Origin of the sequence: Pseudomonas sp. UBA7530, assembly GCF_002479365.1 — a bacterium.
Taxonomy (GTDB): domain Bacteria; phylum Pseudomonadota; class Gammaproteobacteria; order Pseudomonadales; family Pseudomonadaceae; genus Aquipseudomonas.
The window spans coordinates 1-25,362 of sequence record NZ_DLMS01000004.1 but is presented as its reverse complement, the minus strand read 5'-3'; the positions used below and the strand labels follow the sequence as shown (position 1 = coordinate 25,362).

At 63.1% G+C, this 25,362-nt stretch carries 25 protein-coding genes, 1 pseudogene and 1 riboswitch; of the genes and pseudogenes, 17 read left to right on the top strand and 9 right to left on the bottom strand.

The window, feature by feature from the left end; all coding sequences use genetic code 11:
- On the top strand, positions 1-840 hold the full coding sequence (locus tag B2U07_RS08385) for an AraC family transcriptional regulator (RefSeq protein WP_275546326.1): 840 nt from the start codon (positions 1-3) through the stop codon (positions 838-840).
- Positions 841-915: 75 nt separating this feature from the next.
- Positions 916-1,521 (top strand): LysE family translocator, encoded by a 606-nt coding sequence (locus B2U07_RS08380; protein ID WP_275546325.1) that lies wholly within the window; start codon positions 916-918, stop codon positions 1,519-1,521.
- 8 nt (positions 1,522-1,529) lie between these two features.
- Here the strand turns inward: B2U07_RS08380 and B2U07_RS08375 are convergent, their stop codons facing one another.
- Positions 1,530-2,513: a GlxA family transcriptional regulator gene (locus tag B2U07_RS08375; protein WP_275546324.1), complete on the bottom strand. Its 984-nt coding sequence runs from the start codon at positions 2,511-2,513 to the stop codon at positions 1,530-1,532.
- A gap of 94 nt (positions 2,514-2,607) precedes the next feature.
- Here B2U07_RS08375 and B2U07_RS08370 point away from each other — a divergent pair, with 94 nt between their 5' ends.
- From B2U07_RS08370 to B2U07_RS08330, 9 genes are all read left to right on the top strand, one after another.
- Positions 2,608-3,219 carry a LysE family translocator gene (locus B2U07_RS08370; RefSeq protein ID WP_275546323.1) on the top strand — a complete coding sequence of 204 codons (612 nt, stop codon included), beginning with the start codon at positions 2,608-2,610 and terminating at the stop codon, positions 3,217-3,219.
- Between the two features lie 112 nt (positions 3,220-3,331).
- Positions 3,332-4,639: an MFS transporter gene (locus tag B2U07_RS08365; RefSeq protein ID WP_275546322.1), complete on the top strand. Its 1,308-nt coding sequence runs from the start codon at positions 3,332-3,334 to the stop codon at positions 4,637-4,639.
- Between the two features lie 234 nt (positions 4,640-4,873).
- On the top strand, positions 4,874-5,353 hold the full coding sequence (locus tag B2U07_RS08360; RefSeq protein WP_197858670.1) for a carboxymuconolactone decarboxylase family protein: 480 nt from the start codon (positions 4,874-4,876) through the stop codon (positions 5,351-5,353).
- Between the two features lie 26 nt (positions 5,354-5,379).
- The gene (locus tag B2U07_RS08355; RefSeq protein WP_275546321.1) at positions 5,380-5,997 is read left to right on the top strand and encodes an FMN-dependent NADH-azoreductase; all 618 of its coding nucleotides are present in this window, start codon (positions 5,380-5,382) and stop codon (positions 5,995-5,997) included.
- Between the two features lie 369 nt (positions 5,998-6,366).
- Positions 6,367-8,508 (top strand): TonB-dependent receptor domain-containing protein, encoded by a 2,142-nt coding sequence (locus B2U07_RS08350; protein WP_275546320.1) that lies wholly within the window; start codon positions 6,367-6,369, stop codon positions 8,506-8,508.
- A gap of 64 nt (positions 8,509-8,572) precedes the next feature.
- The gene (locus B2U07_RS08345; RefSeq protein WP_275546319.1) at positions 8,573-9,322 is read left to right on the top strand and encodes a hypothetical protein; all 750 of its coding nucleotides are present in this window, start codon (positions 8,573-8,575) and stop codon (positions 9,320-9,322) included.
- A gap of 40 nt (positions 9,323-9,362) precedes the next feature.
- A complete protein-coding gene (locus B2U07_RS08340) occupies positions 9,363-9,833 on the top strand; it encodes a GNAT family N-acetyltransferase (protein ID WP_275546318.1) in 471 nt (156 codons plus the stop codon).
- 256 nt (positions 9,834-10,089) lie between these two features.
- The gene (gene abiEi, locus B2U07_RS08335) at positions 10,090-10,659 is read left to right on the top strand and encodes a type IV toxin-antitoxin system AbiEi family antitoxin (protein WP_275546317.1); all 570 of its coding nucleotides are present in this window, start codon (positions 10,090-10,092) and stop codon (positions 10,657-10,659) included.
- Entirely contained in the window at positions 10,646-11,542 is an 897-nt protein-coding gene (locus B2U07_RS08330; RefSeq protein ID WP_275546316.1) for a nucleotidyl transferase AbiEii/AbiGii toxin family protein, read from the top strand. Before abiEi ends, B2U07_RS08330 begins: the two co-directional genes overlap by 14 nt.
- A 60-nt stretch (positions 11,543-11,602) precedes the next feature.
- Here the strand turns inward: B2U07_RS08330 and cobF are convergent, their stop codons facing one another.
- The 5 genes from cobF to cobW all read right to left on the bottom strand — a co-directional run bounded on the left by cobF (position 11,603) and on the right by cobW (position 19,587).
- Positions 11,603-12,370, bottom strand: a complete 768-nt coding sequence (cobF, locus tag B2U07_RS08325) for a precorrin-6A synthase (deacetylating) (protein WP_275546315.1) — start codon at positions 12,368-12,370, stop codon at positions 11,603-11,605.
- Entirely contained in the window at positions 12,367-13,077 is a 711-nt protein-coding gene (locus B2U07_RS08320; RefSeq protein WP_275546314.1) for a vWA domain-containing protein, read from the bottom strand. Before B2U07_RS08320 ends, cobF begins: the two co-directional genes overlap by 4 nt.
- Positions 13,059-14,060: an ATP-binding protein gene (locus B2U07_RS08315; protein ID WP_275546313.1), complete on the bottom strand. Its 1,002-nt coding sequence runs from the start codon at positions 14,058-14,060 to the stop codon at positions 13,059-13,061. Before B2U07_RS08315 ends, B2U07_RS08320 begins: the two co-directional genes overlap by 19 nt.
- A gap of 586 nt (positions 14,061-14,646) precedes the next feature.
- Positions 14,647-18,393, bottom strand: a complete 3,747-nt coding sequence (gene cobN, locus B2U07_RS08310) for a cobaltochelatase subunit CobN (RefSeq protein ID WP_296276773.1) — start codon at positions 18,391-18,393, stop codon at positions 14,647-14,649.
- A gap of 144 nt (positions 18,394-18,537) precedes the next feature.
- Positions 18,538-19,587 (bottom strand): cobalamin biosynthesis protein CobW, encoded by a 1,050-nt coding sequence (gene cobW, locus B2U07_RS08305; RefSeq protein WP_296276771.1) that lies wholly within the window; start codon positions 19,585-19,587, stop codon positions 18,538-18,540.
- A gap of 94 nt (positions 19,588-19,681) precedes the next feature.
- Positions 19,682-19,878, bottom strand: a riboswitch (cobalamin riboswitch).
- An 86-nt stretch (positions 19,879-19,964) separates the two neighbouring features.
- Here cobW and B2U07_RS08300 point away from each other — a divergent pair.
- Positions 19,965-20,402, top strand: a complete 438-nt coding sequence (locus B2U07_RS08300; RefSeq protein ID WP_296276769.1) for a cobalamin biosynthesis protein — start codon at positions 19,965-19,967, stop codon at positions 20,400-20,402.
- Entirely contained in the window at positions 20,399-21,154 is a 756-nt protein-coding gene (gene cobM / locus B2U07_RS08295) for a precorrin-4 C(11)-methyltransferase (protein ID WP_296276767.1), read from the top strand. The genes B2U07_RS08300 and cobM overlap by 4 nt, the downstream gene beginning before the upstream one ends.
- 221 nt (positions 21,155-21,375) lie before the next feature.
- On the opposite strand, the gene B2U07_RS08290 is transcribed toward cobM, so the two are convergent.
- Positions 21,376-21,606, bottom strand: a complete 231-nt coding sequence (locus tag B2U07_RS08290; RefSeq protein ID WP_296276765.1) for a hypothetical protein — start codon at positions 21,604-21,606, stop codon at positions 21,376-21,378.
- Between the two features lie 168 nt (positions 21,607-21,774).
- Between B2U07_RS08290 and B2U07_RS08285 the strand changes: the two genes are divergently transcribed.
- Positions 21,775-21,987 (top strand): ParD-like family protein, encoded by a 213-nt coding sequence (locus B2U07_RS08285; protein ID WP_003241364.1) that lies wholly within the window; start codon positions 21,775-21,777, stop codon positions 21,985-21,987.
- On the top strand, positions 21,984-22,745 hold the full coding sequence (gene map, locus B2U07_RS08280) for a type I methionyl aminopeptidase (RefSeq protein WP_275546307.1): 762 nt from the start codon (positions 21,984-21,986) through the stop codon (positions 22,743-22,745). Before B2U07_RS08285 ends, map begins: the two co-directional genes overlap by 4 nt.
- Before the next feature lie 64 nt (positions 22,746-22,809).
- Here map and B2U07_RS08275 read toward each other — a convergent pair whose 3' ends face one another.
- Positions 22,810-23,277: a hypothetical protein gene (locus tag B2U07_RS08275; protein ID WP_013717971.1), complete on the bottom strand. Its 468-nt coding sequence runs from the start codon at positions 23,275-23,277 to the stop codon at positions 22,810-22,812.
- Positions 23,278-23,693: 416 nt separating this feature from the next.
- Here B2U07_RS08275 and B2U07_RS08270 point away from each other — a divergent pair, with 416 nt between their 5' ends.
- Positions 23,694-24,497 (top strand): inositol monophosphatase family protein, encoded by an 804-nt coding sequence (locus B2U07_RS08270; RefSeq protein ID WP_296276762.1) that lies wholly within the window; start codon positions 23,694-23,696, stop codon positions 24,495-24,497.
- Between the two features lie 120 nt (positions 24,498-24,617).
- Here the strand turns inward: B2U07_RS08270 and B2U07_RS08265 are convergent, their stop codons facing one another.
- A complete protein-coding gene (locus tag B2U07_RS08265; protein ID WP_296276760.1) occupies positions 24,618-24,983 on the bottom strand; it encodes a hypothetical protein in 366 nt (121 codons plus the stop codon).
- Between the two features lie 279 nt (positions 24,984-25,262).
- Here B2U07_RS08265 and B2U07_RS08260 point away from each other — a divergent pair.
- Positions 25,263-25,346 (top strand): annotated as a pseudogene (locus tag B2U07_RS08260) (hypothetical protein); the annotation flags it as partial.
- Positions 25,347-25,362: the final 16 nt, after the last annotated feature.

Below are 25,362 nucleotides of genomic sequence, written 5' to 3'. Positions count from 1 at the left end.
ATGAACGCGCAGTCATGGGTCGACCTCAAGCAGGATGCCGATACCGGCATCGAGGTGATCCGTGCGCATTTCGAGGGCCACGCCTACGACCCGCACTGGCACGACAGCTACCTGATCGGCTTCACCGAACAGGGTGTGCAGCAGTTCCACTGCCGCCGTGCGCTGTTCAGCAGCGTTGCCGGGCAGACCTTCTTCCTCGAACCCGGCGACATTCACGACGGCCATGCGCCGTCGCCGGGTGGCTTCACCTACTCCACGCTCTACCTCGAGCCAGCGTGGCTGCAGCGCGCGCTGCCGGCGCTGTTCGAACAGACGCCCAGCGACTGCCTGCCCGGCGTGCCGCGCACCCAGCCGGACGACCCCGGCCTGCTGCCGTGCATCGCCAACGCCCTGCAGGCATTACACGACGGTGAGCCGCGCATGGTGCGCGACGCCGCGCTGGATGCGCTGCTGGAGCGCATCTCGCGCAGCCTGCACTGGCGCCAGCGCCCGCCGGGCAACCCGCACATCCCTTCCGTTGCCCTGCGCGCCCGCGAGTACCTGCATGCGCAGTTTCACCAGAACATCGGCCTCGACGAGCTGGCGCGAGTCTGCGGTGTGGATCGCTTTCGCCTCAGCCGTGCGTTCAAGGCGGCCTTCGGCATCGCACCGCATGGCTACCTGATCCAGCTGCGCCTGGTGCGCGCACGGCGTCTGCTGGCCCTCGGCACGGCCCCGGCGGATGTAGCCAGTGATCTGGGTTTTGCCGATCAGAGCCACCTGGGGCGTTGGTTCCGCCGCGCCAATGGTCTGAGCCCAGGCGCCTACCGCAACCTCTGCACAAAGCTTCAAGACCGCTGAATCCGGCGGCCGGACAATCGCGCCATATTCCATGGAGCGATTCCCCATGCCATTCACCGCCACCCGAGCCCGGCCATGAACCAGTGGCTGCCCTTCATCCTGTTCGCCTCGGCGGCCTCGATCACGCCTGGCCCGACCAACCTGCTGATACTCGGCAGCGCCGCCCGCTTCGGCCTGTCCATTGCCCTGGCCATCGCGGTCGGCGCCAGTCTGAGCGCCAGCCTGATGCTGCTGGTGGTCGGCCTGGGCCTGGGCGAACTACTGGCCCGCGCGCCCCTGCTGCAGACAGCAATGAGCTGGACTGGCGCCGCCTGGATCAGCTGGATGGCCTGCAAACTGATGCGCGCCGAAGCTGCCGGCCTGGACGAGCGCAGCGTCGATCAACGCCAGGGCTTCGTCCAGGGCGCCGGTCTGCAACTGATCAACCCCAAGACCTGGCTGATGACCGTGTCGGTCACGGCGATCTTCCTCGATGGCCAGGCCTCGTTCGCCGCCGTGGCGAGCTACGCGACACTGTTTCTGCTCGTCTCCACGCCCTGTCTGCTGGCCTGGGGCCTGCTTGGCATTGGCAGCGCACGCCTGCTGCGGGATCCGGCGAGGTTGCGACTGTTCAACCGCTGTATGGCCCTGTTGCTACTGGCCTCGGTGTGGATGCCGCTGCTGTCACAGCTTCGCGGCTGAAGCCGCTCCTACGCCGTGGGTTTGGCTTGGCGGCGCATTGCCCCAGGCGTGGTACCGAAGCGCTGACGGAACAGCTTGCCCAGATGACTGGCATCGCTGACACCAATCTCGTCGGCAAGCTGCGCCAGGCTGTGGCTGGAGTTGAGCAGGCGCCAGCGTACGTGCTGCAGGCGCAGTTCGTTCCAGTATTCACGTGCGCTCATGCCCTGGCTGGCCTGGAACAGGCGATCGAGCTGACGCCGGCTGATGCCGACACTGGCCGCCAGTTGCTCGATGCCGTCGGCACTGGCCAGGCCATGGCGCATCAGGGCGATGGCGCGGTCGACATGGCGCTCGCCGCTCGATGTCGTGTGCAGCGAACGCAGCGCGTGCTGGCCGCTACGCGTTTCGTCCACCAGCATATCGGCCAGGCCCTTGAGCGCCCGCGCCCGGCCACTGCCCTGGGCCAGCAGTTCCACCGCCAGGTCGATGGCCGCCGTGCCCCCGGCGCAGGAAATCCGCGCGCCATCGAGGCAATAGAGGCGCTCGCGGGCCAGGCGCAGATGCGGAAAACTGGCGCGAAATTCCGCCTCGTGCCGCCAATGCACCGCCACCCGATGACCATCGAGCAGGCCGCAGGCGGCGAGCAGAAAGCTGGCGTTGTCGATTGCCACCAGTTTCACCCCGGCGCGCGCGGCGCGACGTAACAGCAGCTGGTAGGCCGGCGCCAGCGCAGCGGTGGCCTGCGCGTTGCGCCCGCCGAACAACACCAGGTAGTCGAAGTCGGCCAGATCGATCTGCTCCGGCGTGGCCTCGATACGCAGCGCCGCACCGCTGCTGGATGGAGCATGCCCGGGTTGCAGGCCAAGAATCGTCCAGGCGCAGTAGCGCTGGCGGCTGTAGTCCTCGTCATCGGCGCTGAAGCGTAACTTGTCGAGAAAACCACCGAAGGGCAGCAGGGCGAACTCCGGCAGTGGCAACAGGAGAAAACGCAGATCGGGACTTTCGGCCATGACTTGTCCAGTAATCACCGCTAGATGACCAGAATCTACCTCATTGTCGCCGCAAGCGCTGACTAGACTGGCCGCGCATTCACAGGAGACCCGCATGGCCCTCGAACTCTGGCTCGTCTACTTCGTCGCCACCCTCGGCCTGGCCCTGACGCCCGGCCCCAACAGCCTGCTGGCGCTGACCCACGGCGGGCTGTACGGCGCACGCATGGCGCTGGCGACCATCCTTGGCGGGGTGGTCGGCTTCAGTACCTTGATCGCCCTGGCCATGTTCGGCCTCAGTGCCCTGCTCAAGACCGCGCCCAACGCACTGCTGGCGCTGAAGTGGATCGGCGGCGCCTACCTGATCTGGCTGGGGGTGCAGTTGTGGCGCTCGCCGCCGATGAATCTGAAGCTGGCTGATAGCGGCGCCCGCCCCAGCGCCAGCCGGTTGTTTCGCCAGGGCCTGCTGTCGGCGCTGTCGAACCCCAAGGTGATCCTGTTCTACGGCGCGTTCCTGCCGCAGTTCGTCGATCCGCAGCGCGGCCTGGCCGTACAGTTCGTGGTGATGGCAGCGACCTTTGCCGTGGTCGAATTCCTCGTCGAACTGCTGCTGGCGCTGCTGGCCTTTCGCGTACGGCCCTGGCTGCAGCGCGGCGGCCGTGCCTTCAATCGCAGTTGCGGGGTGCTCTTCGTGTTGATCGGCATCGCACTGCCATTGGCGCGCTGAGGCTGTAGACGCGTCGCTCACGGCAACGCCACCGTCGTCTGCAAAGCCCTCAGGCGCGCCATCGCTCCGTAACCTGCCTGAAACCGTTTGAATCAGGGATCAGGAGCGCCGCATGAATGCCATCCATACAGGCCAGCAGGTCAGCCCGGCCACACTGCACAAGGTGATCGCCGCATCGGCCATCGGCAACTTCGTCGAGTGGTTCGACTTCGCCGTCTACGGCTTTCTCGCCGTGACCATCGCCTCGCTGTTCTTCCCGCCGGGCAATCCGACCCTGGCGCTGCTGCAGACCTTCGCGGTATTCGCCGTGTCGTTCGCCCTGCGCCCGCTGGGCGGCATCGTCTTCGGCATTCTCGGCGACCGCATCGGGCGCAAGCGCGTGCTGTCGATCACCGTGCTGTTGATGGCCGGCGCCACCACGCTGATCGGCCTGCTGCCGACCTACGCCAGCATCGGCCTGCTTGCCCCGCTGCTGCTGGCGCTGGCGCGCTGCCTGCAAGGGTTCTCCGCCGGTGGCGAGTACGCCGGCGCCTGCGCCTTCGTCATGGAGCATGCGCCCACCGAACAGAAGGCCCGTTATGGCAGCTTCGTGCCGGTGTCGACCTTCCTCGCCTTCGCCTCGGCAGCCGGCCTGGTGTTCGGCCTCGACCAGTTGATCAGCAGCGAGCAGATGCAGGCCTGGGGCTGGCGCCTGCCGTTTCTGATCGCCGCGCCGCTGGGCCTGGTGGGCCTGTACATGCGCCTGCGTTTGGACGAGTCACCGGCCTTCAAGGCGATGGCCGCCGAACCCGCACCAGAGCATTCGCCGCTGATCGAAACCCTGCGCGAGCACGGCGCGACCATCGCCTGCCTGGGCGCGTTCATCTCCGCCACGGCGCTGTCGTTCTATATGTTCACCACCTATCTCACCACCTACATGCAGGTGGTCGGCGGTGCCACGCGGCCGACCGCGCTGCTGGCGAGCCTGGTGGCGCTGACCTTCGCCGCGCTGCTGTGCCCCTTGGTCGGGCGCTATTCGGATCGCGTCGGCCGCCGCCGCACCATTCTCACCGCCGGGGTGGCACTGATCGTCGCGGTGTACCCGGCCTTTACCCTCGCCACCTCCGGCGCGCTGCTTCCCTCGGCGCTGGGCGCCATGCTGCTCGCCGTCGGCGCAGTGATCTGCGGCGTGGTCACCGCCGTGCTGCTCTCCGAACAGTTCCCGACCCGGGTGCGCTACACCGCCTCGGCCTTCACCTACAACCTGGCCTACACCATCTTTGGCGGCACCGCGCCGCTGGTCGCCACCTGGCTGATCGAGCAGACCGGCGACCGCATGTCACCGGCCTACTACCTGATCGTCATCGCCCTGATTGCCCTCGCCGGCGGCCTGGCGCTGCCGGAAACGTCGAAGCGGCCGCTGAACTACCAGCCGGCCTGAGTAGGGCTTTCATCCAGGCTTGCGGCGCCGAGGCCGCAAGCCATCCTCATCCGAGTATCGCCTTGGCCGAATGACGACTGGCATATTCACGCAAAGTGGACCAGTCGAAAACGCTAATAATGGATCTATGTGGTTAAGCCACTGGTGCGTACATTCATCTCCACCGGGCCAGGGTAGTTCTGCCGACAGCAGAGAGGCATCGGTTTCTTCTCAACTCGGATACGGATGAAAACCATGAGCCAGCGTCTCGACTACTTCAAACTTTCTCCCAAGACCGCCAGCAAGTACGCGGAATTCTCCACCCTGCTGAACAAGACGCCGTTCCTCACCGAACTGGCTCACCTGGTCACCCTGCGTGCCTCGCAACTCAACGGCTGCGCCTTCTGCGTGGACATGCACGTCAAGGAAGCCAAGATCCACGGCGAACGCGAACTGCGTCTGCACCACGTCGCTGTGTGGCGCGAGTCGCCGCTGTTCTCGGCCCGTGAGCGCGCCGCCCTGGAGTGGACCGAGGCCCTGACCCAGCTGTCGCCGCACGGCGTATCGGACGCCATCTACGCCAGCGTGCTCGAGCAGTTCTCCGAGCAGGAGCTGGCCGACCTGTCGTTCCTGGTGGTCGCCATCAACGGCTGGAACCGCCTCAGCGTGGCCTTCCGCAACGTGCCCGGCTCCGCCGACAAGCTGTACGGGCTGGAAAAGGCCAACCTGGCCTGAGGCCAGCTTCAGCGAGGAACGTCAGCATGAGCACTCCCCTTCGCATCCTTCGCCTCATCGCCAGCTCACGCGGCGCCGATTCGGAAAGCCTGCGCCTGTCGCAGCAGGTGCTTGACGGCCTGGCCGCCCGCCATTCGCTCGCGGTGCAGGATATCGACCTCAACGACCTGCCGCATGCCGACAGCGCCTACGCGGTGGCACTCGCCTCGGCGCCCGGTGCGGTGCAGGCCGAAGCGGGGAGCACGCTGCAGCGTTCCGCCGAGCTGATCCGCCAGCTCGACGACGCCGACATGCTGCTGATCGCCACGCCGATGCACAACTACACGGTACCGTCTGCGCTCAAGGCCTGGATCGACCACATCGTGCGCATTCACGTGACCTTCAACGGCACACCGCAAGGCAAGGTCGGCCTGCTGCGCGACCGCCCGGTGTACGTGGCGATCGCCTCGGGCGGCCTGATCAGCGGCGAGCACGCGCGCCAACCGGACTTTCTGCGTCCCTATCTGCAGGCCGCGCTGGCAACCGTGGGCCTGCGCGACCTGCATTTTTTCTGCGTCGAAGGCACTGCCCGTGGCGAACCTGCCCTGAGCGAAGCCCGTGCCAGCGCGCACACGGCGATCACCGGGTTCTTCGCACCCGCCTGACCCTGAGCCGCCGGCTTACTGTTCGTCTGCCGGCGGCACAGCATTCCCCACAGCGCCGTGCGCCTTGCGCCACCTGGCGCAGTCCTGTACACAGTCTGCCGCGCAGACTGCCAAGGCGCCCCCGTCCTGCTGCAATCGGCAGCAACTCGCAGACCCGTAAGCACACCATCGCCGTCATGCCCATCTGATGGGCCAGAGCATGCAGGCCGGTCAAGCCTGGGGACAGTCACTGGCGCTGCTGATCGATGCCCGCATCAGGGCGCGCCCCCCGGTCAAGCACACTGATTGCGTCGGCTGGCGGCTTGACCGTGACCCACACCTCGCGACCTCCATCAGACAGAGTCGCCGCCCGCTCAACGGAGCCCTTGCATGCCGCCCCTGCCGCTTTCCCGCCAACCTGCCCGGCTTACCCTGCTGGCGCTCGCCTGCCTGAGCGCCCAGAGCGCTTTCGCCGATGAGCCCGTGCAGCTCGACCCGCTGCAAGTCAGCGGCGTGCAGATCAGCGAAGAGGAAGCTGCGCGCGAGGCGCTGGAGCAGGTGCCCGGCGCCACCAACCTGGTGGACATGGCCAAGGTCGAGCAGGGCCGTGTGGCCGGTATCGCCGACGTGCTGGCCTACCAGCCGGGCGTCTACGCGCAGTCGCCCGGCAACGAGGGCGTGAAGATCAGCGTGCGTGGCTCGGGGATCAACCGTGGCCCCGGCTCGCATGCTTCCGGCACCCATATCATGCTCGACGGCCTGCCACTGACCGGCCCCGGCGGCACCCCCTACGAACTGCTGGAACCCTTGTGGATAAGTCGCGCCGAGGTGCTGCGTGGCGCCAATGGCTTCGAGCGTGGCTCGCTGGCCTTGGGCGGCGCCATCGACTACATCACCCACACCGGCTACACCGCGCCCAAGCTGCAGCTGCGTTATGAGGCGGGCAGCCGTGGCTACCAGAAACGCAGCATCGCCTCCGGCCAGGTGCTGGGCGATTTCGACTACTACCTGGCCGTGACCGATAGCGAAACCGACGGCTATCAGGATCACTCATCGGGCAAGGGCAAAGGCCTCGCCGCCAACTTCGGCTACCGACTCAACGAGAATCTGGAAACGCGTTTCTACCTGCGCTACCGCGAGACCGAGCATGAAGTACCGGGCCGCCTGACCAAGGCGCAGATCGAGCATGACCCGCGCGCCGCAGCCGCCAACAACCTGCGCATCGACGCCTACCGCGACCAGCCTGGCAGCACCTGGCTGGCCAACAAGACCACCTGGCGCATCGACGACGACTCCACCCTGGTGGCCGGCCTGGCCTACCACCACTACCCCATGGATATCGTCGAGACCGCCTACCGGGGCGGCGCCTATCGCATCCGCGTGGAATACAGCGATATAAGCGGCACTCTGAACTACACCCGCAGGCACACCTTGTTCGGCCTGAACAGCGAGACCACCCTTGGACTGCGCAGCACCACCAGCCTGCCGAGCAGCAAATCCAAGGAAACCGCGGCGTTGCCGATTGACGTCAACGGCACCCCCTACCCGGCCGGCACCCTGATGCGTGCCTACGAGCACCTGGGCTCGGACAGCGTGCTGCACATCGGCAACGAGCTGGAGCTAACGCCCGATCTGTGGCTGACCAGTGGCCTGGCGCTGATCCATACCCGCCGCGAAGTGCAGGTAACCTGGCCGGCCACCGACGACAAGCTCGACGAAAGCACCTGGGGCTACGCGCCGCGCATCGGCCTGCGCTACCAGCTCAACCCCGAGGTGCAGCTGTACGGCAATATCAGCCGCTCGGTGGAGCCACCGCATGCCTGGTCGATGATCTGGAGTTCGCCACTGCGCTTCCCGGCCAACAACCAGCCGTACGCTTCTCGCCAGCGCGCACCGATCTCGATGGACAACCAGACTGCCACCACCTTCGAGATCGGCGGCCGAGGTGATTCCGCACTGGGCCAGTGGGAGCTGACCTACTACTACTCGCAAGTGCGCCACGAACTGCTTACCGTCGAGATCGAGCCCAACGTCTTCGCCGAATCCAACGCCAGTCCCACCGTGCACCAGGGCATCGAAGCCGGCCTGACCAGCCCGCTGTGGCAAGGCGGCGCGGCGGGCGCCTTGAGCCTGCGCCAGGCCTACACCTTCAGCGACTTCCATTACCGCGACGATGACGCCTTCGGCGACAACCGCCTGCCCGGCCTGCCGCGCCACTACTATCAGGCCGAGCTGCGCTACGACCACCCGAGCGGCTTCTACGCTGGCCTCAACACCCAGTACGCCTCCAGGGTCGCAGTGGACTACGCCAACTCCTATTACGCCGATGCCTACGCCACCTTCGGCGCCACCCTCGGCTACGCCTCGCCGAAAGACGACTGGCAAGCCTGGCTCGACCTGCGCAACCTGACCGACAAGCGCTATGCCGCCACCGTTACACCGGGCTATAACGACAACGGCGCGGATGTAGCGCGCTCCACGCCCGGGGAAGGGTTTGGGGTGTATACCGGACTGTCCTGGAGTTGGTTGTAAGGCGGTGAGCTCGTAGAAAACGCCTTATAGAAGGACAGGATGAGCCTGGAGGCAAGGACGACTGATGGACCAGATCTTGAGGTACTGGCGCGCTATTCGCAGTGCAGTGCGCGCAAGCTGCAGTAAAGGACTCGTAGGAACATTGGAGTTCTGGGTGGTCGTCACATTAGTCGCCATAGCCGCAGGCGGTGTCTTCTTTTTGATCCTGTACAGCGATGAAGTGGCCCAGAACGGAGAGTTTGGGCAGCATGGGGTGATCACCTTGGGTCAGGTCGTCAATGAGTCCACCTGCAGCAACGGCACGCGCTTCGGACATGAGTACTGCTATGACATTCTGTTCACCACAGCAGACGGCGAACAGGTGGTTTTCGGCGCGCGCGGCCTAACCAGCTACAGAGCTGGCTTAGGTGTACTTCCCAAAACGATGTTCGTCCAATACCTCCCGTACCGTCCAACATCTGCGCGGTTAGCGGGAGATAGTGGTGAAGGAGGCTTACTGCTGGGCCTGGGGCTGGCCATGACCGGCTTTGCACTGTTCTGCCTGTTCGGGCTCATCCGAGTCCAGGCAGCGTGGTACAGCATGCAAGAATTACTCGAGCATCTTGAGTCATTAATAGATAAGCGCTGCTTCGACGAAGCTGTCGATTTCGCTATGGGCAACTCAAACCTGGAAGACCGGGACACACTACTCGCCACCTTGATACTCAGGCTGTTCGAGTTGAAGGAAGAGCACCACGCCCTGCAGATACTTGCTCGTGAAGATATTCCCGACCTGGAAAAGGCCTTCCGGGCTCAAGGAATGGAAATACGTTAAGGACGATTGGATCGTTGACCGACGACAGAACGAGAACAGCATGGACTGCAGGATCAGGCTTGCGACGAAGGAGGATGCGGCGGCGATCAGCCGTATAGTGATCACCGCGTTACACGAGTCGAACGCTCAGGACTATCCAGCTGAGGTGATCGCCCAGGTCGAGAAAAGCTTCACACCCGAAGCTGTGGCTGTATTGCTCAACAAGCGCAAGGTTTTCGTCGCCTTGATGCAAGACGATCTGATCGCCACCGCCAGCCTCGACGGCGAGGTTGTTAGAACGGTCTTCATCGAGCCCGGCCATCAGGGCAGCGGAGTGGGTCGCAAACTAATGGAGACGATCCATGCCGAGGCGCTGAACGCTGGTATCTCCCGGCTGCTGGTGCCGTCATCACTGACCGCAGAAGGCTTTTACGCCAGCATGGGCTATCGGAAAATTCGCGACGAGTTCCATGGCGCGGAACACACCATCGTGATGGAAAAATCGCTGCAGGCCTACTCAAAACACGAGTAACGCGTAGGTGAACAACGCTCTGCTTGTCCACCGTCCTCACGCCATCCCTGCGCCGAACCGTCCTTGCGCAGCAAGTGGAGGCAAGGCGTTCGACCCAGCGATGAGAACTTCATCGGCGGTAGCAACGTAGACACCTCTGGATTCGCAGGCATTGGCCGGACCAAGTGGTGGTATCCGTCGTCTCATCCAGAGACATCTCATTGCGAAAACTCAACAGCAAGTTACACTTATTGTCACTTACCGTTGAGTTATCGTGATGAGCCAACGCCGCGAAACAGCCCAGCCCTTACGCCGCCTCTATGACGGTCTGAGCAGCTTGGCGAATGCAGAACGCTACCTGTTCACGCCTTCCGATATGCGCGCCCTAGTTCCGGACATTTCCGCTGAGGCATACCGCGCATTGCTCAGCCGTGCAGCCCGAGACGGAAAGTTGGAGCGTATCTGCCGAGGCCTCTACTTTTATCGACCCGCCAAACCGACAACCGGCCTGTTGCTGTTTCATGCTGCGGCACGCCTGCGTGCACATGAGTTCAACTATATAAGCCTGGAAACGGCGCTGAGCGACTCGGGCATCATTTCTCAAATACCGATGAACTGGATCACGCTGATGTCGTCGGGCCGCAGCAGCCTGATCAAATGTGGTTCATGGGGCACCATTGAATTCGTTCACACCGCACAAAAAGCCGAGGCACTCTCGGGGCAACTCGATTACGACGGCAAATGCCGGATGTGGCGAGCCAAGCCTGCGCTGGCCATCCGCGATATGAAGGCGGCGAAAAGGAATCTCGACCTGATCGACTGGAGCATCGCCAATGACTTTGTTTGACCAATTGGTAGACCAGGCCATCGGCAACCACGCCGAGCTGGCCAATCTGCGCGTCGTGGTAGAAAAGGAACTACTGCATCACGACATCATGCTGGTGCTGAGCGAAGCCGGTCTGCTCGAGAAGCTCTGCTTTATCGGCGGGACCTGCCTGCGGGCCTGCTATGGCTCCAATCGCCTGAGCGAGGATCTGGACTTCACCGGCGGCGCCGATTTCAACCGAGACGATTTCGCTCAGTTGAGGGCCATCCTGATCGAAAGGCTGCAGACGAAATACAGCCTGCAGGTAGACGTCAGCGAACCAAGCAAGGAGTCAGGCAACGTCGATACCTGGAAGCTGAGGGTACAGACGCGCCCGGATGCGCGACACCTGCCAGCCCAGCGCATTCATATCGATATCTGCGCCATCCCGAGCTACATGAGCAGACCCAGAACACTGCTCAACCCCTATGGCGTAGACATGGGTACTCAGGGCCTGATCCTCAACGCAGAAGCACTCGAGGAAATCTATGTCGACAAGATCCTCGCCTTCGCGCTCAGGCAGGGGCGAATCAAGAGTCGCGATCTCTGGGATCTGCTCTGGTTGAAGCAGCAGAAAATCGAGCCCGCATTGGACCTACTTGCTACCAAACTCAACGACCACAAGGTAGCGGCAATAGTCTTTCTGGAAAAAGCTGCGCAACACTCAGCCATGCTGGTGAACGATCCACAGGTGAAGACGGATTTTCGCACTGAAATGCGGCGTTTCCTGCCCATTCAACTCGTTGAACAGACGGTGAACGACGACCGATTCTGGGCTTACCTGATCGATGAGATCCCACGCTTGATTCGCCGCGCGCAAAACAGCCTCACTCCCGAAGACAGCTCCGATCACTTCATGATGTAAGCGGTCTGGTCTTGTGCTGCCGTAGGGTGGAAACGCTCTTCTTGTCCACCGTTTGTATCCTCACATCTGTTCCGAACCGTCCTTGCGCAGCAAATAACTATCCATGATCCAGCCATTCCGCTCCCGCGCTTCGGCACGGGTAGTGATGATGCGTTCGGCCACTTGATCCAGCGGGCCAGCGATAAGGATTTCATCGGCCGTACCGACGTATGCCCCCCAGTAGATATGCAAGCCCTGGCCGACGAAGCGGCGGTAGGTGTCCTTGGCATCGAGCATTACCGCCACGCTGTCCACGCTTTGCGGCCAGCCTTCGGCGAGCAGGCGGCCGGTGGTGATTTCCACAGCGCGGCCGATGCTGTTGAGCGGGATGCGATGGCGCGCGGTCAGCGCCTGCAGGCTGGTGATGCCGGGGATTACGTCATAGACGAAGTCGCTACGGCGCGCGGCGATGGCCTCGATGATGCGGATGCTGCTGTCGTACAGCGACGGGTCGCCCCAGACCATAAAGGCCGCTGTCTCGCCGTCGGCCATCTGCTCGTCGATCAGTTGCTCGAACACCGCCTGCTTGTCACGGTTGAGTTCGTCAACGCTGGCGCGGTAGTCAGCCGCTTCGCGCTCGCGCTCCGGTTGCAGGCCTTCGGCGAAGCGCGGCGTGTGGCCGTCGAGGAAACGGACGCAGATCTCACGGCGCAGGGCGTTGAGCTTGTGCTTGGCCGCGCCCTTGTCCATCAGAAAGATCACGTCGCTACGGCGCAGCGCCTTGATCGCCTGATAGGTGATGTAGTCCGGGTCGCCGGCGCCGATGCCGACCAGCAGCAGGGTTTTCATGGGGTTCTCCAGGTGCGCCCCGACGCGCCGGGCGCCAGGTCGTCGATATGTTGGTACTCGGCCTGCAGCGCCTGCGCCAGCTTACGCGCACGGCCGAGGCGGATCGGCGCACGCTCGGTGTCGAGCAGCAGGCTCGGGCACGGCAGCGGCGCCAACGCTGGAAGATCACGCAAACGGCCATCGGTCAGGATCAGCAGGCGCTGGCGTTCGTGCGGTTTCGCCCGCTGCCGACGCAGCAGCCAGTCGCCGGCCTGCTGCAGTGCATCAAGCAGCGGCGTACCGCCACCGGCGCCCAATTCGCGCAGCCATCGATGCAGTTCGGCACTGGCCTTGCGCCCCTGCCACAGCCACTGCGCTTCACGACCACCGGCCTGCAGCACGGCCAGGCGCGCGCGCTGACGGTAGGCGCTGTCGAAGACTTCGGCGAGCACGCCCTTGGCCCGGCTCAGCGCACCATGGCGGCGGGTGGAGGCGGAGGCATCCACCAGCACCAGCCATAGCTCTTCGGCCTGCTGGCTGCGCGGGCGCAATACTAGCTGCTCGCGGCGCTGCGGTCGCCCCTGGCGCAGGGTCGCCGCCCAGTCGATTCGCCCGCCCGCGCCAGCTCGTGCGGCGCCAAGCAGGCCGCCGCCGAGTCGTCCGGGCCGGTTGCGGGCATCCGCGCCAGTGGCTGTGCGCGGGCGGATGCTCAGAGCTTTTTTGGCCAACGCGGCGGCACCCGCCGCTCGCCCATGGCCTGTGGCTGCGCCGGCAGCTCGCCCCACTGGCCTTCGCCCTGGCTCTGTTCCTGCGCCTGCTGCGGCGCCTGGCTCTGCTCGGGCGGCGTGGCAGCCGGCGGCTGTTGCTGACTACGGCGATGGCGCAGAACGAAGTCCTCCACCGCATCAATATCCTCAGGCTCGATGCCCACCGCGCCACGCCAGGCGGCATGAGCACGGGCGGCGCGCAGCCAGACCAGATCGGCGCGCAGACCATCGACGCCGGCAGCGAAGCAGCGCTGGCTGATCTCACCCAGCGAGGCGTCATTCAACGGGATATCGGCCAGGCGCTGACGGGCATTGCGGCAGCGTTCGGCGAGAGCGGCCTGCTCGCCCTGCCAGCGTTGCAGGAAGGCTGCAGGGGTGGCATCGAAATCCAGGCGCCGGCGGACGATCTCGGCACGCTCGGCCGGCTGCGGTTGACCATCGAGCGCCAGGTTGAGACCGAAGCGGTCGAGCAGTTGCGGGCGCAGCTCGCCCTCCTCGGCGTTCATGGTGCCGATCAGCACGAAGCGCGCGGCATGCCGATGGGAGATGCCGTCACGCTCGACATGGTTGACCCCGCTGGCGGCGGCATCGAGCAGCAGATCGACCAGATGATCCGGCAGCAGGTTGACCTCATCGACATAGAGCACGCCGCCGTTGGCGCGCGCCAGCAGCCCGGGAGAGAACTGCGCCCGACCTTCGCCCAGCGCCGCGTCCAGATCCAGGGTGCCGACGATGCGCTCCTCGCTCGCCCCCAGCGGCAGAGTGACGAAACGCCCGCCCTCCAGCAGATCGGCCAGGCCTCGGGCCAGGGTAGACTTGGCCATGCCGCGCGGCCCCTCGATCAGCACGCCGCCAATGGCCGGATCGATGGCCGCCAGGCACAGCGCCAGTTTCAGCGAATCGGCACCGACCACGGCGGCGAGGGGGAAGTGATGTTCGGTCATGGCTTATCTCGGGATCAATGACGATGCGTGGCGCGCACCAGATTGTTTATGGCCCATGTTCAAGTCCCAATACCGCAGATACTAAGTGGAAACAGGATGATCCCTACGACGCGGGGAAAAAGGGCTCCCAATCCGGCGCAGACTAATCCCCCCAGCAAAGCCCAAATGCCCAGTTCTCCTAGACCAACCGGCTCACTGGTCAGCAGCATACACACCAGCAAACCGACCCATATTCCAGCCACAGCGCCAATGCAGGCCGAACGAATACGCTCGCGCCGGGTGATCGGGCTTCGCCACCAAAGCTGTAAACGGTTAAGTACACCGAGAGTCATGGGTGCCTCACGATCCGTAGGGTGGTTAGCGGCGCAGAACGCCGGCTTTATATCTGCAGAAAAACGTAGAGCGCCGCGTAACCCACCAGGCGATATACCGTGTGGCGCCGACGGTGGGTTACGCCGCAGCCGCTTCAACGAGTTGACCGGCAACCGCGACAGGCGGCTAACCCACCCTACGGGCTCGGCGGTGCCGGATGAACCCTCTCCGGCCCCTCTCCCATAAATGGAAGAGGGAAGAAAAAGCGCGCGCATCAGCCCTCCTCGCTATCGAGCAGTAGGTTTTCCAGCGCTTCGCGATACTCGCCGGGATTCTCCCACAGGCCGCGCTGCTGGGCTTCCAGCAGGCGTTCGAGGATATCGTTGAGCGCACCGGGGTTGTGCTGCTGAATAAAGTCGCGGGTATCGCGATCCAGCAGGTAGGCATCGGTCAGCAGAGCATATTGGTGGTCATCGACCAGCTCGCTGGTGGCGTCGAAGGCGAACAGGTAGTCGATGGTTGCGGCCAGCTCGAAGGCGCCCTTGTAGCCGTGGCGCTTCATGCCTTCGATCCACTTGGGGTTGGCGGCGCGGGCACGCACCACACGATTGAGCTCTTCCTTCAAGGTGCGAATACGCGGCGTATCCGGCTGGCTGTTATCGCCGAAGTAACTGGCCACCTTGAGCCCACGCAGGGTCTCCACCGCCGCCAGCATGCCGCCCTGGAACTGGTAGTAGTCGTTGGAATCGAGGATGTCGTGCTCACGGTTGTCCTGGTTGTGCAGCACCGCCTGCAGCTGCTCCAGGCGTTCGACGAAGCGCTGCCGCGCGGGTGCGCCCTCGGCGCCGCTGCCGTAGGCGTAGCCGCCCCAGTTCAGATACACCTCGGCCAGATCCGCGCGGCTCTGCCACAGGCGCTCCTCGATGGCGTTCTGCACGCCGGCACCATAGGCTCCCGGCTTGGCGCCGAACACCCGCCAGCCGGCCTGGCGCCGCGCTTCGGCTTCATCCAGGCCGCCATCCTTGAGCGCCAGCGACTCGCGCCAGACACGCGCCGACAGCGGGTTCATGTCTTCCGGCTCATCCAGCTCGATCACTGCCTGCACGGCGTCGTCGAACAGGCGAATCAGATTGTTGAAGGCATCGCGGAAGAAGCCCGAGACGCGCAGGGTGACATCCACCCGGGGCCGGCCAAGCTGTTCCAACGGCAGTACCTCGAAGCGCTCGACGCGCTGGCTGCCCGGCTGCCACACCGGCCGCACACCCATCAGTGCCAGAGCCTGGGCGATATCGTCGCCGCCGGTGCGCATGGTCGCCGTGCCCCACACCGACAATCCGAGCTGGCGCAGATGGTCGCCTTCATCCTGCAGATGGCGCTCCAGTAGACGATCCGCCGCCTGCACGCCGAGGCGCCAGGCCGTGGGCGTGGGCAGGTGGCGCACGTCAACGGTGAAGAAGTTGCGCCCGGTGGGCAGTACGTCGAGGCGCCCGCGACTGGGCGCGCCACTCGGCCCGGCGGGCACGAAACGCCCTTCCAGTGCCGCCAGCAGGCCGCTCATCTCGGCGTCGCCGCAGGCATCCAGCAGCGGCGCGATATGCTCGGCCAGGCCGTCGAGGATCAGCGCCACCTCGGCGCCAAAGGCTGCGCTGCGCGCCCCTGCCAGGCGCTGTTCGATCAACCTCAGCGCCAGCAGCTCCAGGCGCTCGCGGGTATCGCCGACGGTACGCCACAGACTGTTATCCACAACCTGCAACGCCTGGGGACGCAGCCCTTGCCAGGGCTGGCCCATATCGCAATCGAGCGGGTCGAGATTCAGTTCCAGGCCACGGGCCAGCACACGTAACAGGCTGGCGTTGGCGCCCTGGCCATCGCCACGGGGAATGCGTAGCAGCGCCAGCAGGGTGTCGCGGCGCAGTTGCCCGGCCGGCGACTCACCAAAAACATGCAGGCCATCGCGTATCTGCGATTCCTTGAGGTCGCACAGGTAGGCATCGAGCTGCGGCAGCCAGCTGTCGCCGTCGTCGTTGAGTTGCAGGCCCAGCTCGCGGTCGAGGCTGGCCTCGCGCACCTTGGCCAGAATCTCGCCGCGCAGCTCCACGGCGCGGCGCTGGTCGAGCTGGCTGGCGTCGTAATACTCGTCGGCCAGGCGCTCGATATCGCGCAACGGGCCGTAGCTCTCGGCGCGGGTCAGCGGCGGCATCAGGTGGTCGATGATCACCGCCTGGGTGCGGCGCTTGGCCTGCGCCCCCTCGCCCGGATCGTTGACGATAAAGGGATAGATATTCGGCAGCGGGCCGATCAGCGCCTGCGGCCAGCAGCCCTCCGAGAGGCCAACGCTCTTGCCCGGCAACCATTCCAGGTTGCCGTGCTTGCCGACGTGGATCAGCGCATCGGCGGCGAAGGCCGTGCGCAGCCAGGCGTAGAAGGCGATATAGCCATGCGGCGGCACCAGATCGGGGTCGTGATACACCGCCGCCGGGTCGAGCTGATAGCCACGTGCCGGCTGGATACCGACGAAGGTCAGACCGAAGCGCAAGCCGGCTACCATCATCCGCCCGCTACGGAACATGGGGTCGTCCTGCGGCTCGCCCCAGCGCTCGCGCACTGCCTGCTGATTCTGCTCAGGCAGGCTGTGGAAAAACGTCAGGTAGTTGTCCAGCGCCAGGCTCTGCGCACAGGGGCGCGTATCCAGACCATCCAGATCGTTGGTGACGCCGCCGAGCAGGTTGTGGACAAGTGCAGTCCCGCTATCGGGCAGGTTGTCCACCGGATAGCTCTGGGCCTGTAGCGCGCGGAGGATATTCAGCGCGGCAGCCGGCGTATCCAAGCCGACGCCGTTGCCGATACGGCCATCGCGGGTCGGGTAGTTGGCCAGAACCAGACCAATTCGCTTCTGATCGTTGCTTTTAAGCGCCAAATGGCACCAGTTACGCGCCAGCTTAGCGACAAACTCCATCCCCGGATCGTGCGCCTGGTAGCACACCACATCGCTCTGGCTGCGTTCGCTGCGCCAGGCCAGGCCCTTGAAGCTGATGGCGGTGCCGATCAGCCGACCATCCAGCTCCGGCAGCACCACATGCATGGCCAGGTCACGCGAGCCCAGGCCCTGGGCGCTGGCCTGCCACTGCGCCTGGTTGTCTAGCGAGCAGATGGCCTGCAGCACCGGGATATCGCGACGGAACACCCGAGCCTGCGGCGCCTCGGGATTGGACAGGGCGAAGCCGGTGGTATTGATGATCAGCGCGGCGCTCGTCTCGTCCAACCAGGCCTGCACCTGTTCCAGGCAGGCCGCCTCCTTGAGGCTGGCCACGGCAATCGGCAGCGGGTTGAGGCCCTGCACGATGAGGTGCTGGCAAAAGGTATCGACGAAGGCGGTGTTCGCCGATTGCACATGGTTGCGGTAGAACAGCAGCGCTGCCACAGGTACGCCGGGTTGCCACTGCGCCTGCCAATCGGCCAGTTGGGCAGGACTGCGTTGTGGGTGATAGAGACCGACGCGCGGCAGCGGTTGCGGCTCCTGCCATGTGTCGTCTCGCCCTAACCAGCGGCTGCCGATGCAGCGGAACAACTGGCGAGCATTGTCCAAGCCGCCCTGGCGCAGGTACTGCCAGAGGCGCTGGCTGTCTTCTTCGGCGACTGTGCCGAGGGCATTCAACTCCGGGTCGGGCTTGTCGTCGCCCGGCACCATGATCACCGTGGCGCCACGCGTGCCCAGCTCCACCAGGCGCTCGACGCCGTAGCGCCAGTAGCTGACGCCACCATGCACCGAAATCAGAATGACCTTGGCGTGCTGCAGCACCTGCTCGACGTAATGGTCCACCGAGGCGTTGTTGCTCAGTTGCGCCGGGCTGGCCAGGCGCAGGCTGGGGTAGTCATCCGGCAGTTGCCGGGCGGCTTCGGCCAACAACGACAGGTGCGAATCCCCCGTGCACAGGATCACCAGCTCGGCAGGCGTCTGACCAAGGTCGGCGATGCTGTCGGCCGGCAGTTGGGCGCCGGGCTGGGTGCGCAGTAAGTGCATATTCGCTCTGTGGGAGGGGCTTTAGCCGCGATTGGTCTTAGCGCCGTAGGGTGTACTCGCGAAGCAGTACACCAATGTTATCTGGCGGACTGTTCGCTTCGCTCCTGAGTCCGCCCTACGATCGAGTACGCCCTACGCTCTGGATCAGGCCAACGCCGCCTTCAACTCGGCCTCGATGGCAGCACGGTCGAGCTGCTGGCCGATCACCACCAGGCGGCTCAAGCGCGGCTCATCGGCCTGCCAGGCACGGTCGAAGTGGCGGTCGAAGCGCTGGCCGACACCCTGCACCAGCAGGCGCATGGGTTTGCCAGGGACGGCGGCGAAGCCCTTGACCCGCAGAATGCCGTACTTGGTCACTGCTTCCTTCAGCGCAGCCTGCAGGCGCACCTCCTCGGTTTCCGGTAGTTCCACGTGGAACGAGTCGAATTCTTCGTGATCGTGGTCTTCGTCTTCATCGTCGTGGTGGGTGCGACGGCTGTCGATATGCAGCTCGGTTTCACTGTTCAGGCCCAGCAACACGCTCAATGGCAGATCACCACCATGGGCCTCGATCAGCTTGACCGCTGGCGGCAGCTCCTCGGCCACCTCGGCGCGCACCGCCGCCAGGGCTTCGGCGTCGAGCAGGTCGGCCTTGTTGAGGATGACCAGGTCGGCGCTGGCCAGCTGGTCGGCGAACAGCTCGTGCAGCGGCGACTCGTGGTCGAGATTGGGGTCAAGCTTGCGCTGCTCATCTACCTGATCAGGGAAGGCAGCGAAGGTGCCGGCAGCCACCGCCGGGCTGTCGACCACGGTGATCACCGCATCGACGGTGCAGGCGTTGCGGATTTCCGGCCAGTTGAAGGCCTGCACCAGCGGCTTGGGCAGGGCCAGACCGCTGGTTTCGATCAGAATATGGTCGAGGTCGCCACGGCGTGCCACCAGCTCGCGCATCACCGGGAAGAACTCTTCCTGCACGGTGCAGCACAGGCAGCCGTTGGCCAGCTCGAAGACGCGACCATTGGCCTCCTCCTCGCTGCAGCCGATGGAGCACTGCTTGAGGATTTCGCCGTCGATGCCCAACTCGCCGAACTCGTTGACGATCACCGCGATACGACGACCGCCGGCATTGGCCAGCAGATGGCGCAGCAGGGTGGTTTTGCCGGCACCGAGAAAACCGGTGACGATAGTGACTGGCAGTTTGGCGAGGGTTTTCATCAGGGGCCCCGTGGCGTCGGTCAATTCAGCGGACGGGTACGGGCAGGCGGCACGCAAGGGCGTGCTGGCCGCTTCGGATCACCCCGTCCGAGCAAGTGGCTGGTCTATCGAGGCAGGTCTCCTGGCTCACGGTCTGCGCGTTGCGCGTCCTTCACCTTCCCGCCAACGGCAGTGGTGTATCGAAGGAGTTGTGACCATTTACAGTTGCGGGGGCAGCCAGGGCATCGACCCTGTTCCCCTCTTAGCTTCGCCGCGCTTCAGCGGCGAAGAACCTCGAAAGCGAGAAGGCTACGCAGGCCGCAGCGGCCGGTCAATCGCGGTTGACCGCTGGCAGGTGCCATGTTGAGCTACGCCACCGCTTAGCCCGAATACCATTCATGTTGCCGACTGCCTCTCACCGCCCGCCCGCCTCGCCTACACAAGTCGTCGCCGGACTGGGCTGCCGCCGTGACTGCAGCCTGGATGAGCTTTTCGAGCTGCTTATCCACAGCTTGGGCAGGTACGGGCTGACGGTGGACAATCTGGCTGGCCTGGCCAGCATCGCCCACAAGCGCGACGAAGCCGGCCTGCACGGCCTAGCTGAGTGCTTGGGCCTCGAGCTGTTTTTCTTCTCGCCCGAACAACTGGGCGCTTACCAAGCGAAGACCGGCGGCAGCGCCCTCAGCCAAACTGCCACAGGCAGCCCCGCCGTAGCGGAGCCTTGCGCATTGGCCTTGGCAGTGCGCATGGGAGCCTCCGCCCGCCTACTTGGCGAGAAAGACCGCAGCGCAAGCGCCACCTGCGCGCTAGCCATATTCGATAGAGAACCCGCATGACCGTCTACTTTATCGGCGCCGGCCCTGGTGACCCCGAGCTGATCACCGTCAAAGGCCAGCGTCTGATCCGCAGCTGCCCGGTGATCCTCTATGCCGGCTCGCTGGTGCCCGAGGCCGTGCTGCAAGGCCACAGCGCCGAACAGGTGGTGAACACCGCCGAGCTGAATCTTGGGGAAATCGTCAACCTGCTGCATCAGGCCCATAAGCGCGGTCAGGATGTGGCCCGCGTACATTCCGGCGACCCTTCGCTATACGGCGCCATCGGCGAGCAGATTCGCGAGCTGCGTGCCCAGGGCATTCCCTTCGAGATCATTCCCGGCGTGACCGCCACCGCCGCCTGCGCGGCCCTGCTGGAAAGCGAGCTGACTTTGCCCGGCATCGCCCAGACAGTGATCCTGACACGCTACGGCACTACGTCACCGATGCCCGAGGGTGAGCACTTGCATGACCTGGCCCGACACCGCGCGACCATGGCCATCCATCTCGGCGTTCGCCAGTTAGCGGCCATCGTCGGTGAACTGCTGCCGCACTACGGTGCCGACTGCCCCATCGCGGTTATCCACAGAGCGAGTTGGCCGGATCAGGATTGGGTGCTGGGCACCCTGGCCGATATCGAAGAGAAAGTTGCCGCCAAGGGCTTTCGCCGCACGGCATTGATCCTCGTTGGGCGGGTGCTCGATCCCGGTGCGTTTGCAGAGTCGGCGCTATATGACGCCACTCATCGACATCTTTACCGCCCCGGTAACCATTGAGCCTGGCGATAAAGCGTCCAGTTCGCTGAGAGCCTCGCCACATAAGGCCGTCACATACTTATCAACAAGATAACCAGCCTGTTATCCAAATACCCTGTGGATAGTTGGCGTGTAAGCGAGCAGTTTCTGTACAAGTCGCTTAAGCCCCCTATTTATGAGGCTTACAGCCAGGTATCACGAGGATATCCACAAGTTGATCCACGGCAGCTGTGAGCAACTGCTTAAAGCTGCACTTCGACCCGCTTGATCCCCAGAACCCGCAGCTCCGGTATCACCTCATCCAGGCTGGCAAAGGTTTCTATCTGCTCGGTTTCATCCACCAGAAAGAAGCTGCGGCCGGCCTCTTTCTTGAAAAACACGATCCACTCGGCGGTGTTGGCCGGATTGGCCATGATCTGGGTATCGAATAGAACGCCCTCGGCCGTTCTGCGTTTTACATCTGCGCGCTTCATTCGCTCTCCTGTTCCAGCCTTGTTCGGGCCCGCTTGCGCACTCCTGGCAGACGGACGCTCTAGTGTAAAGGATGAGAGAGTCGCCTTTGTCCTGCTACCGATGCTGGTGGAACGAACCCGTCCGTGTTTATATATGTTTCATACACAAAACATATAAAGGAAAACGCTATGGGCATCGTTAATATCGATGACGAGCTGCATGACCAAATCCGTCGGGCAAGCAGCGTGTCGGGCCGCTCCATCAATGCCCAGGCAGGCTTCTGGATTCGCATCGGCATGCTCTGCGAGATGAACCCGACGCTGAGCTTCAATGAGGTGATGGCCGCCGAGCTGCGCGCGGCCGGCGTGGCGGTACCGCCGCGTATGGCGGACGCGTCATGAGCAAGACGCCCGAACAGATCGCCCTGATGGCGGAGTCCGGCAGATTGCTGGCGTCCGTATTCGGCTATCTGGACCGGCTGGACCTGCTCGGCATGTCGACCCTGCAAGTCAACGACCTTGTGGATAAGTACATCGTGGATGAACTCAAGGCGCGTCCGGCGAGCAAGGGGCAGTATGGTTTCGCCTACGCCATGAACACGTCGCGCAACGAGGTGGTATGCCATGGGGTACCCAGCGCGAACGAGATGCTGCGCGATGGCGATCTGGTGAATTTCGATATCACCCTGGAAAAGAACGGCTACATCACCGATTCGAGCAAGATCTACCTGATCGGCAGGGTGTCGGACCAGGCTCGTCAGCTCACCCGAGTGACCTATGAAGCGATGTGCAAGGGCATCGCAGCCGTGAGGCCGGGCGCCCGCCTCGGCGATATCGGCCACGCCATCGAACGGCACGCTCGTGCCCACGGCTATTCGGTGGTTCGCGACTACTGCGGCCACGGTATTGGCCGGGAAATGCACGAGCCGCCGGAAGTGCTGCACTGGGGCAAAGCCGGCACCGGCCTAACGCTACGCGAAGGCATGACCTTCACCATCGAGCCCATGCTCAATCAGGGAACAGCGGACGTTCGCACCTTACGCGACGGCTGGACGGTGGTGACCTGTGACGGCCAACTCTCCGCGCAATTCGAGCACACCGTGGCGGTAACTCGCGATGGCGTTCAGGTGCTGACGTTGCGACCCGACGAAGCTCACTGATCACATTGGAGGCACGAAAAGGCTCTGTGGATAAACGCCTCCGCCATCCGCAGCTTTCTCGCCGTCAACCTGGGCAATTCAACTGCTCAGGATGAATCTCGACGGAAAACAGCACGCCATTTCGACCGAGGTAGGAATGTTCCTGATGGAGCCTGTGCTTGCGCATCGCAGCCATCAGTTGCGGTTCCTTGCAAGCCAGGCGCTCAAGGCCGCTACGGGCCCGTACTTGCATACTGGCCAGAAGCTCCTCGGAGAACATCCGCGCGGGGCGGTCGATCCGATACCGGTAGAAGATCGTGTCACCACCCATCAATCCGATGTACTCGAGTGTGGTCAGCGCATCGACCTTCCTGGGAAGCGCAGCGTTCAAGCTCGCCAAACTCTGGGCCAGCTCCGCCTGCTGGGCAACCCGCTCCTGCTCGGCCCTGTGAGCGAAGTAACGCCCCGTGCCGGCAATGACGATCACGGCCGCGATACTCAGGTAAAAATTACGCAGATTGCGCCGTTTCTTCGGCGCCAGCTTCATCAACATCCCTGTCTACCTTTACGAACGAGAAACGCCCCCTGGCGGAACCAGGGGATAGGTGTTCGCGAACAACATAGTTTGACACACACCCCCTTGAAAACACTGAGGAAGAGCGAATTGTTATGTGCCCGTCTCAACAACATAGTCTGACACAAGGCCACCGCCACATCGAATAAAGCACCACCCTTGGAACAACATAGATTGACAAAATTATTTCCGTCGCCCGACAGCCGAGCCCCTGGTTACCCAGGAGTCTATTTCTAAGCGAGCTCTGGGTTGGGCTTTCAGAGCTAAAAGCCTCATCTCGCCCTCCCTCGCGCCATCCGCCACCGTCAGTCCTCAAGCTATCCCGCTCCGCCAAGGGGCATTTAGGGCAGAAACGATTAATCTTTAGGGGCTAATCGATAAATTGGGGAACCCCTATGAACGTCATGGAATTGCTCGGACCTGTCGTTGAGAGAGTTCTTTCCGCCGGGAAACTGCTGTCTACGGAATGGCAGCGTATCGGCGGCCCTCGAGGCCACGGGGACAAAGCAGTTATCGATTCCGAGATAGAGACTCAGCTACGCCTAGATCTGCTCGAGATTCTGGATTGTGATTTCTGGGGTGAGGAAACTGGAACCCATATGACAGGCCACGAGTACTGCTGGGTGGTCGACCCGAACGATGGAACAGGGGACTTCCTACAGCACCGTGCAGGGTCAGCCATCTCTGTCGGCCTACTTCACAATGCAATCCCTGTTCTAGGGGTGGTCTACGCCCCCATCACACCGGATGGTGGTGAGGATTGCATCTCCTGGGCAGAAGGACTGCCGGCAATCATTCGCAATAGGCAACCAGTACATGTTCTGCTTGATCAGCTGAGATTGACGTCCGGCTGCTCGGTACTGGTAAGCACTGCCGCAACAAGCAAACCCGAACTCAATGCAGAGCTTTGTTCCCCGGCAGATTTCATTCCAATGCCGAGTATCGCCTATCGCCTCGCTCGTGCCGCGGCAGGTGATGCTGTCGTTGGTATGTCTCTTGTACCTGTGTCAGCTCATGATGTGGTGGGAGGTCATGCACTACTGATCGGCGCAGGTGGTGTGCTCATTGATCAAGATGGCGAACCGATCACCTATGAATCTGAAGAGCGAATGAAGGAGGTTTCCTTGCGCTGCTTCGGCGGAGCACCTGGCGCATGTCGAGAGCTTGTCACTAGGGACTGGAAGCGCTTGTTTCGCTAGTAGTGAGCCGAAAGCTCGCACACAACGGTATTGAAGGCAGGAAATCGTTTGCCATGCGCTGCTGCATTTGAGAAGGCGCCCCTTGCGGACGCCCTCATGTAAAGAGCAGGAACGTACAGATCAATCAGCCGATAACTCTTGTCGCAAGGTAGCAGCACGGTTAACTAACGGCTCAAGCATTCGCATAACAGCCAAAAAGTCAGGGAGCGAATCTTCCTTCACTAAGATGCTGTCCATCGCCGATTCGTCGATGCTGACATCGAAAATAAAGCGAACACCTGGAAGCTTACCCTCAGCATTTTCCAGTCTCCCGCGGCGAAACAGTTTGTATACATCCTCCACGTCATCGTAGACGATGAAGCCCAGCCTTTTTTCCAGCAGACCCACCTCATAATCTTCAACGTGGGCAAGTTCCGGGAGAAGCAGGTCCTCTAACTGTGCCGCTACCTTAACCAACTCTCCCTTCACAACCTCATATACCGCCATTCTTTTGCTCCCTCATGCATGGACGTCTGTTTGCAGAGCTCGTGCTCCGACATGTCGTTTTCAGGCGAAAAGTCATCGCTGCAGTCTGCACATTTTTCACATATCTACGCGCGCTCAGAACCTGCGGCAGCATGTATCTGAGCTAGTTCGGATGAGAAAAACAGCAACCTATTTTTGTAGCCTGTGCAACCTAACTCCGTCCTCAGCACGTTCCGAACCAGGCATGCTGATTGTTACTTCTACAGCGACTCCTACAGCGCCAACAATGGCCTACCTAAACCAAGGCTGGTGGATAAGCGGATCGATTACCAATGGGGAGGGATGATTGGGATTGGTGCAAATCGACTTCCACACATTCGGCGATTTTCAAGGTAGTTGT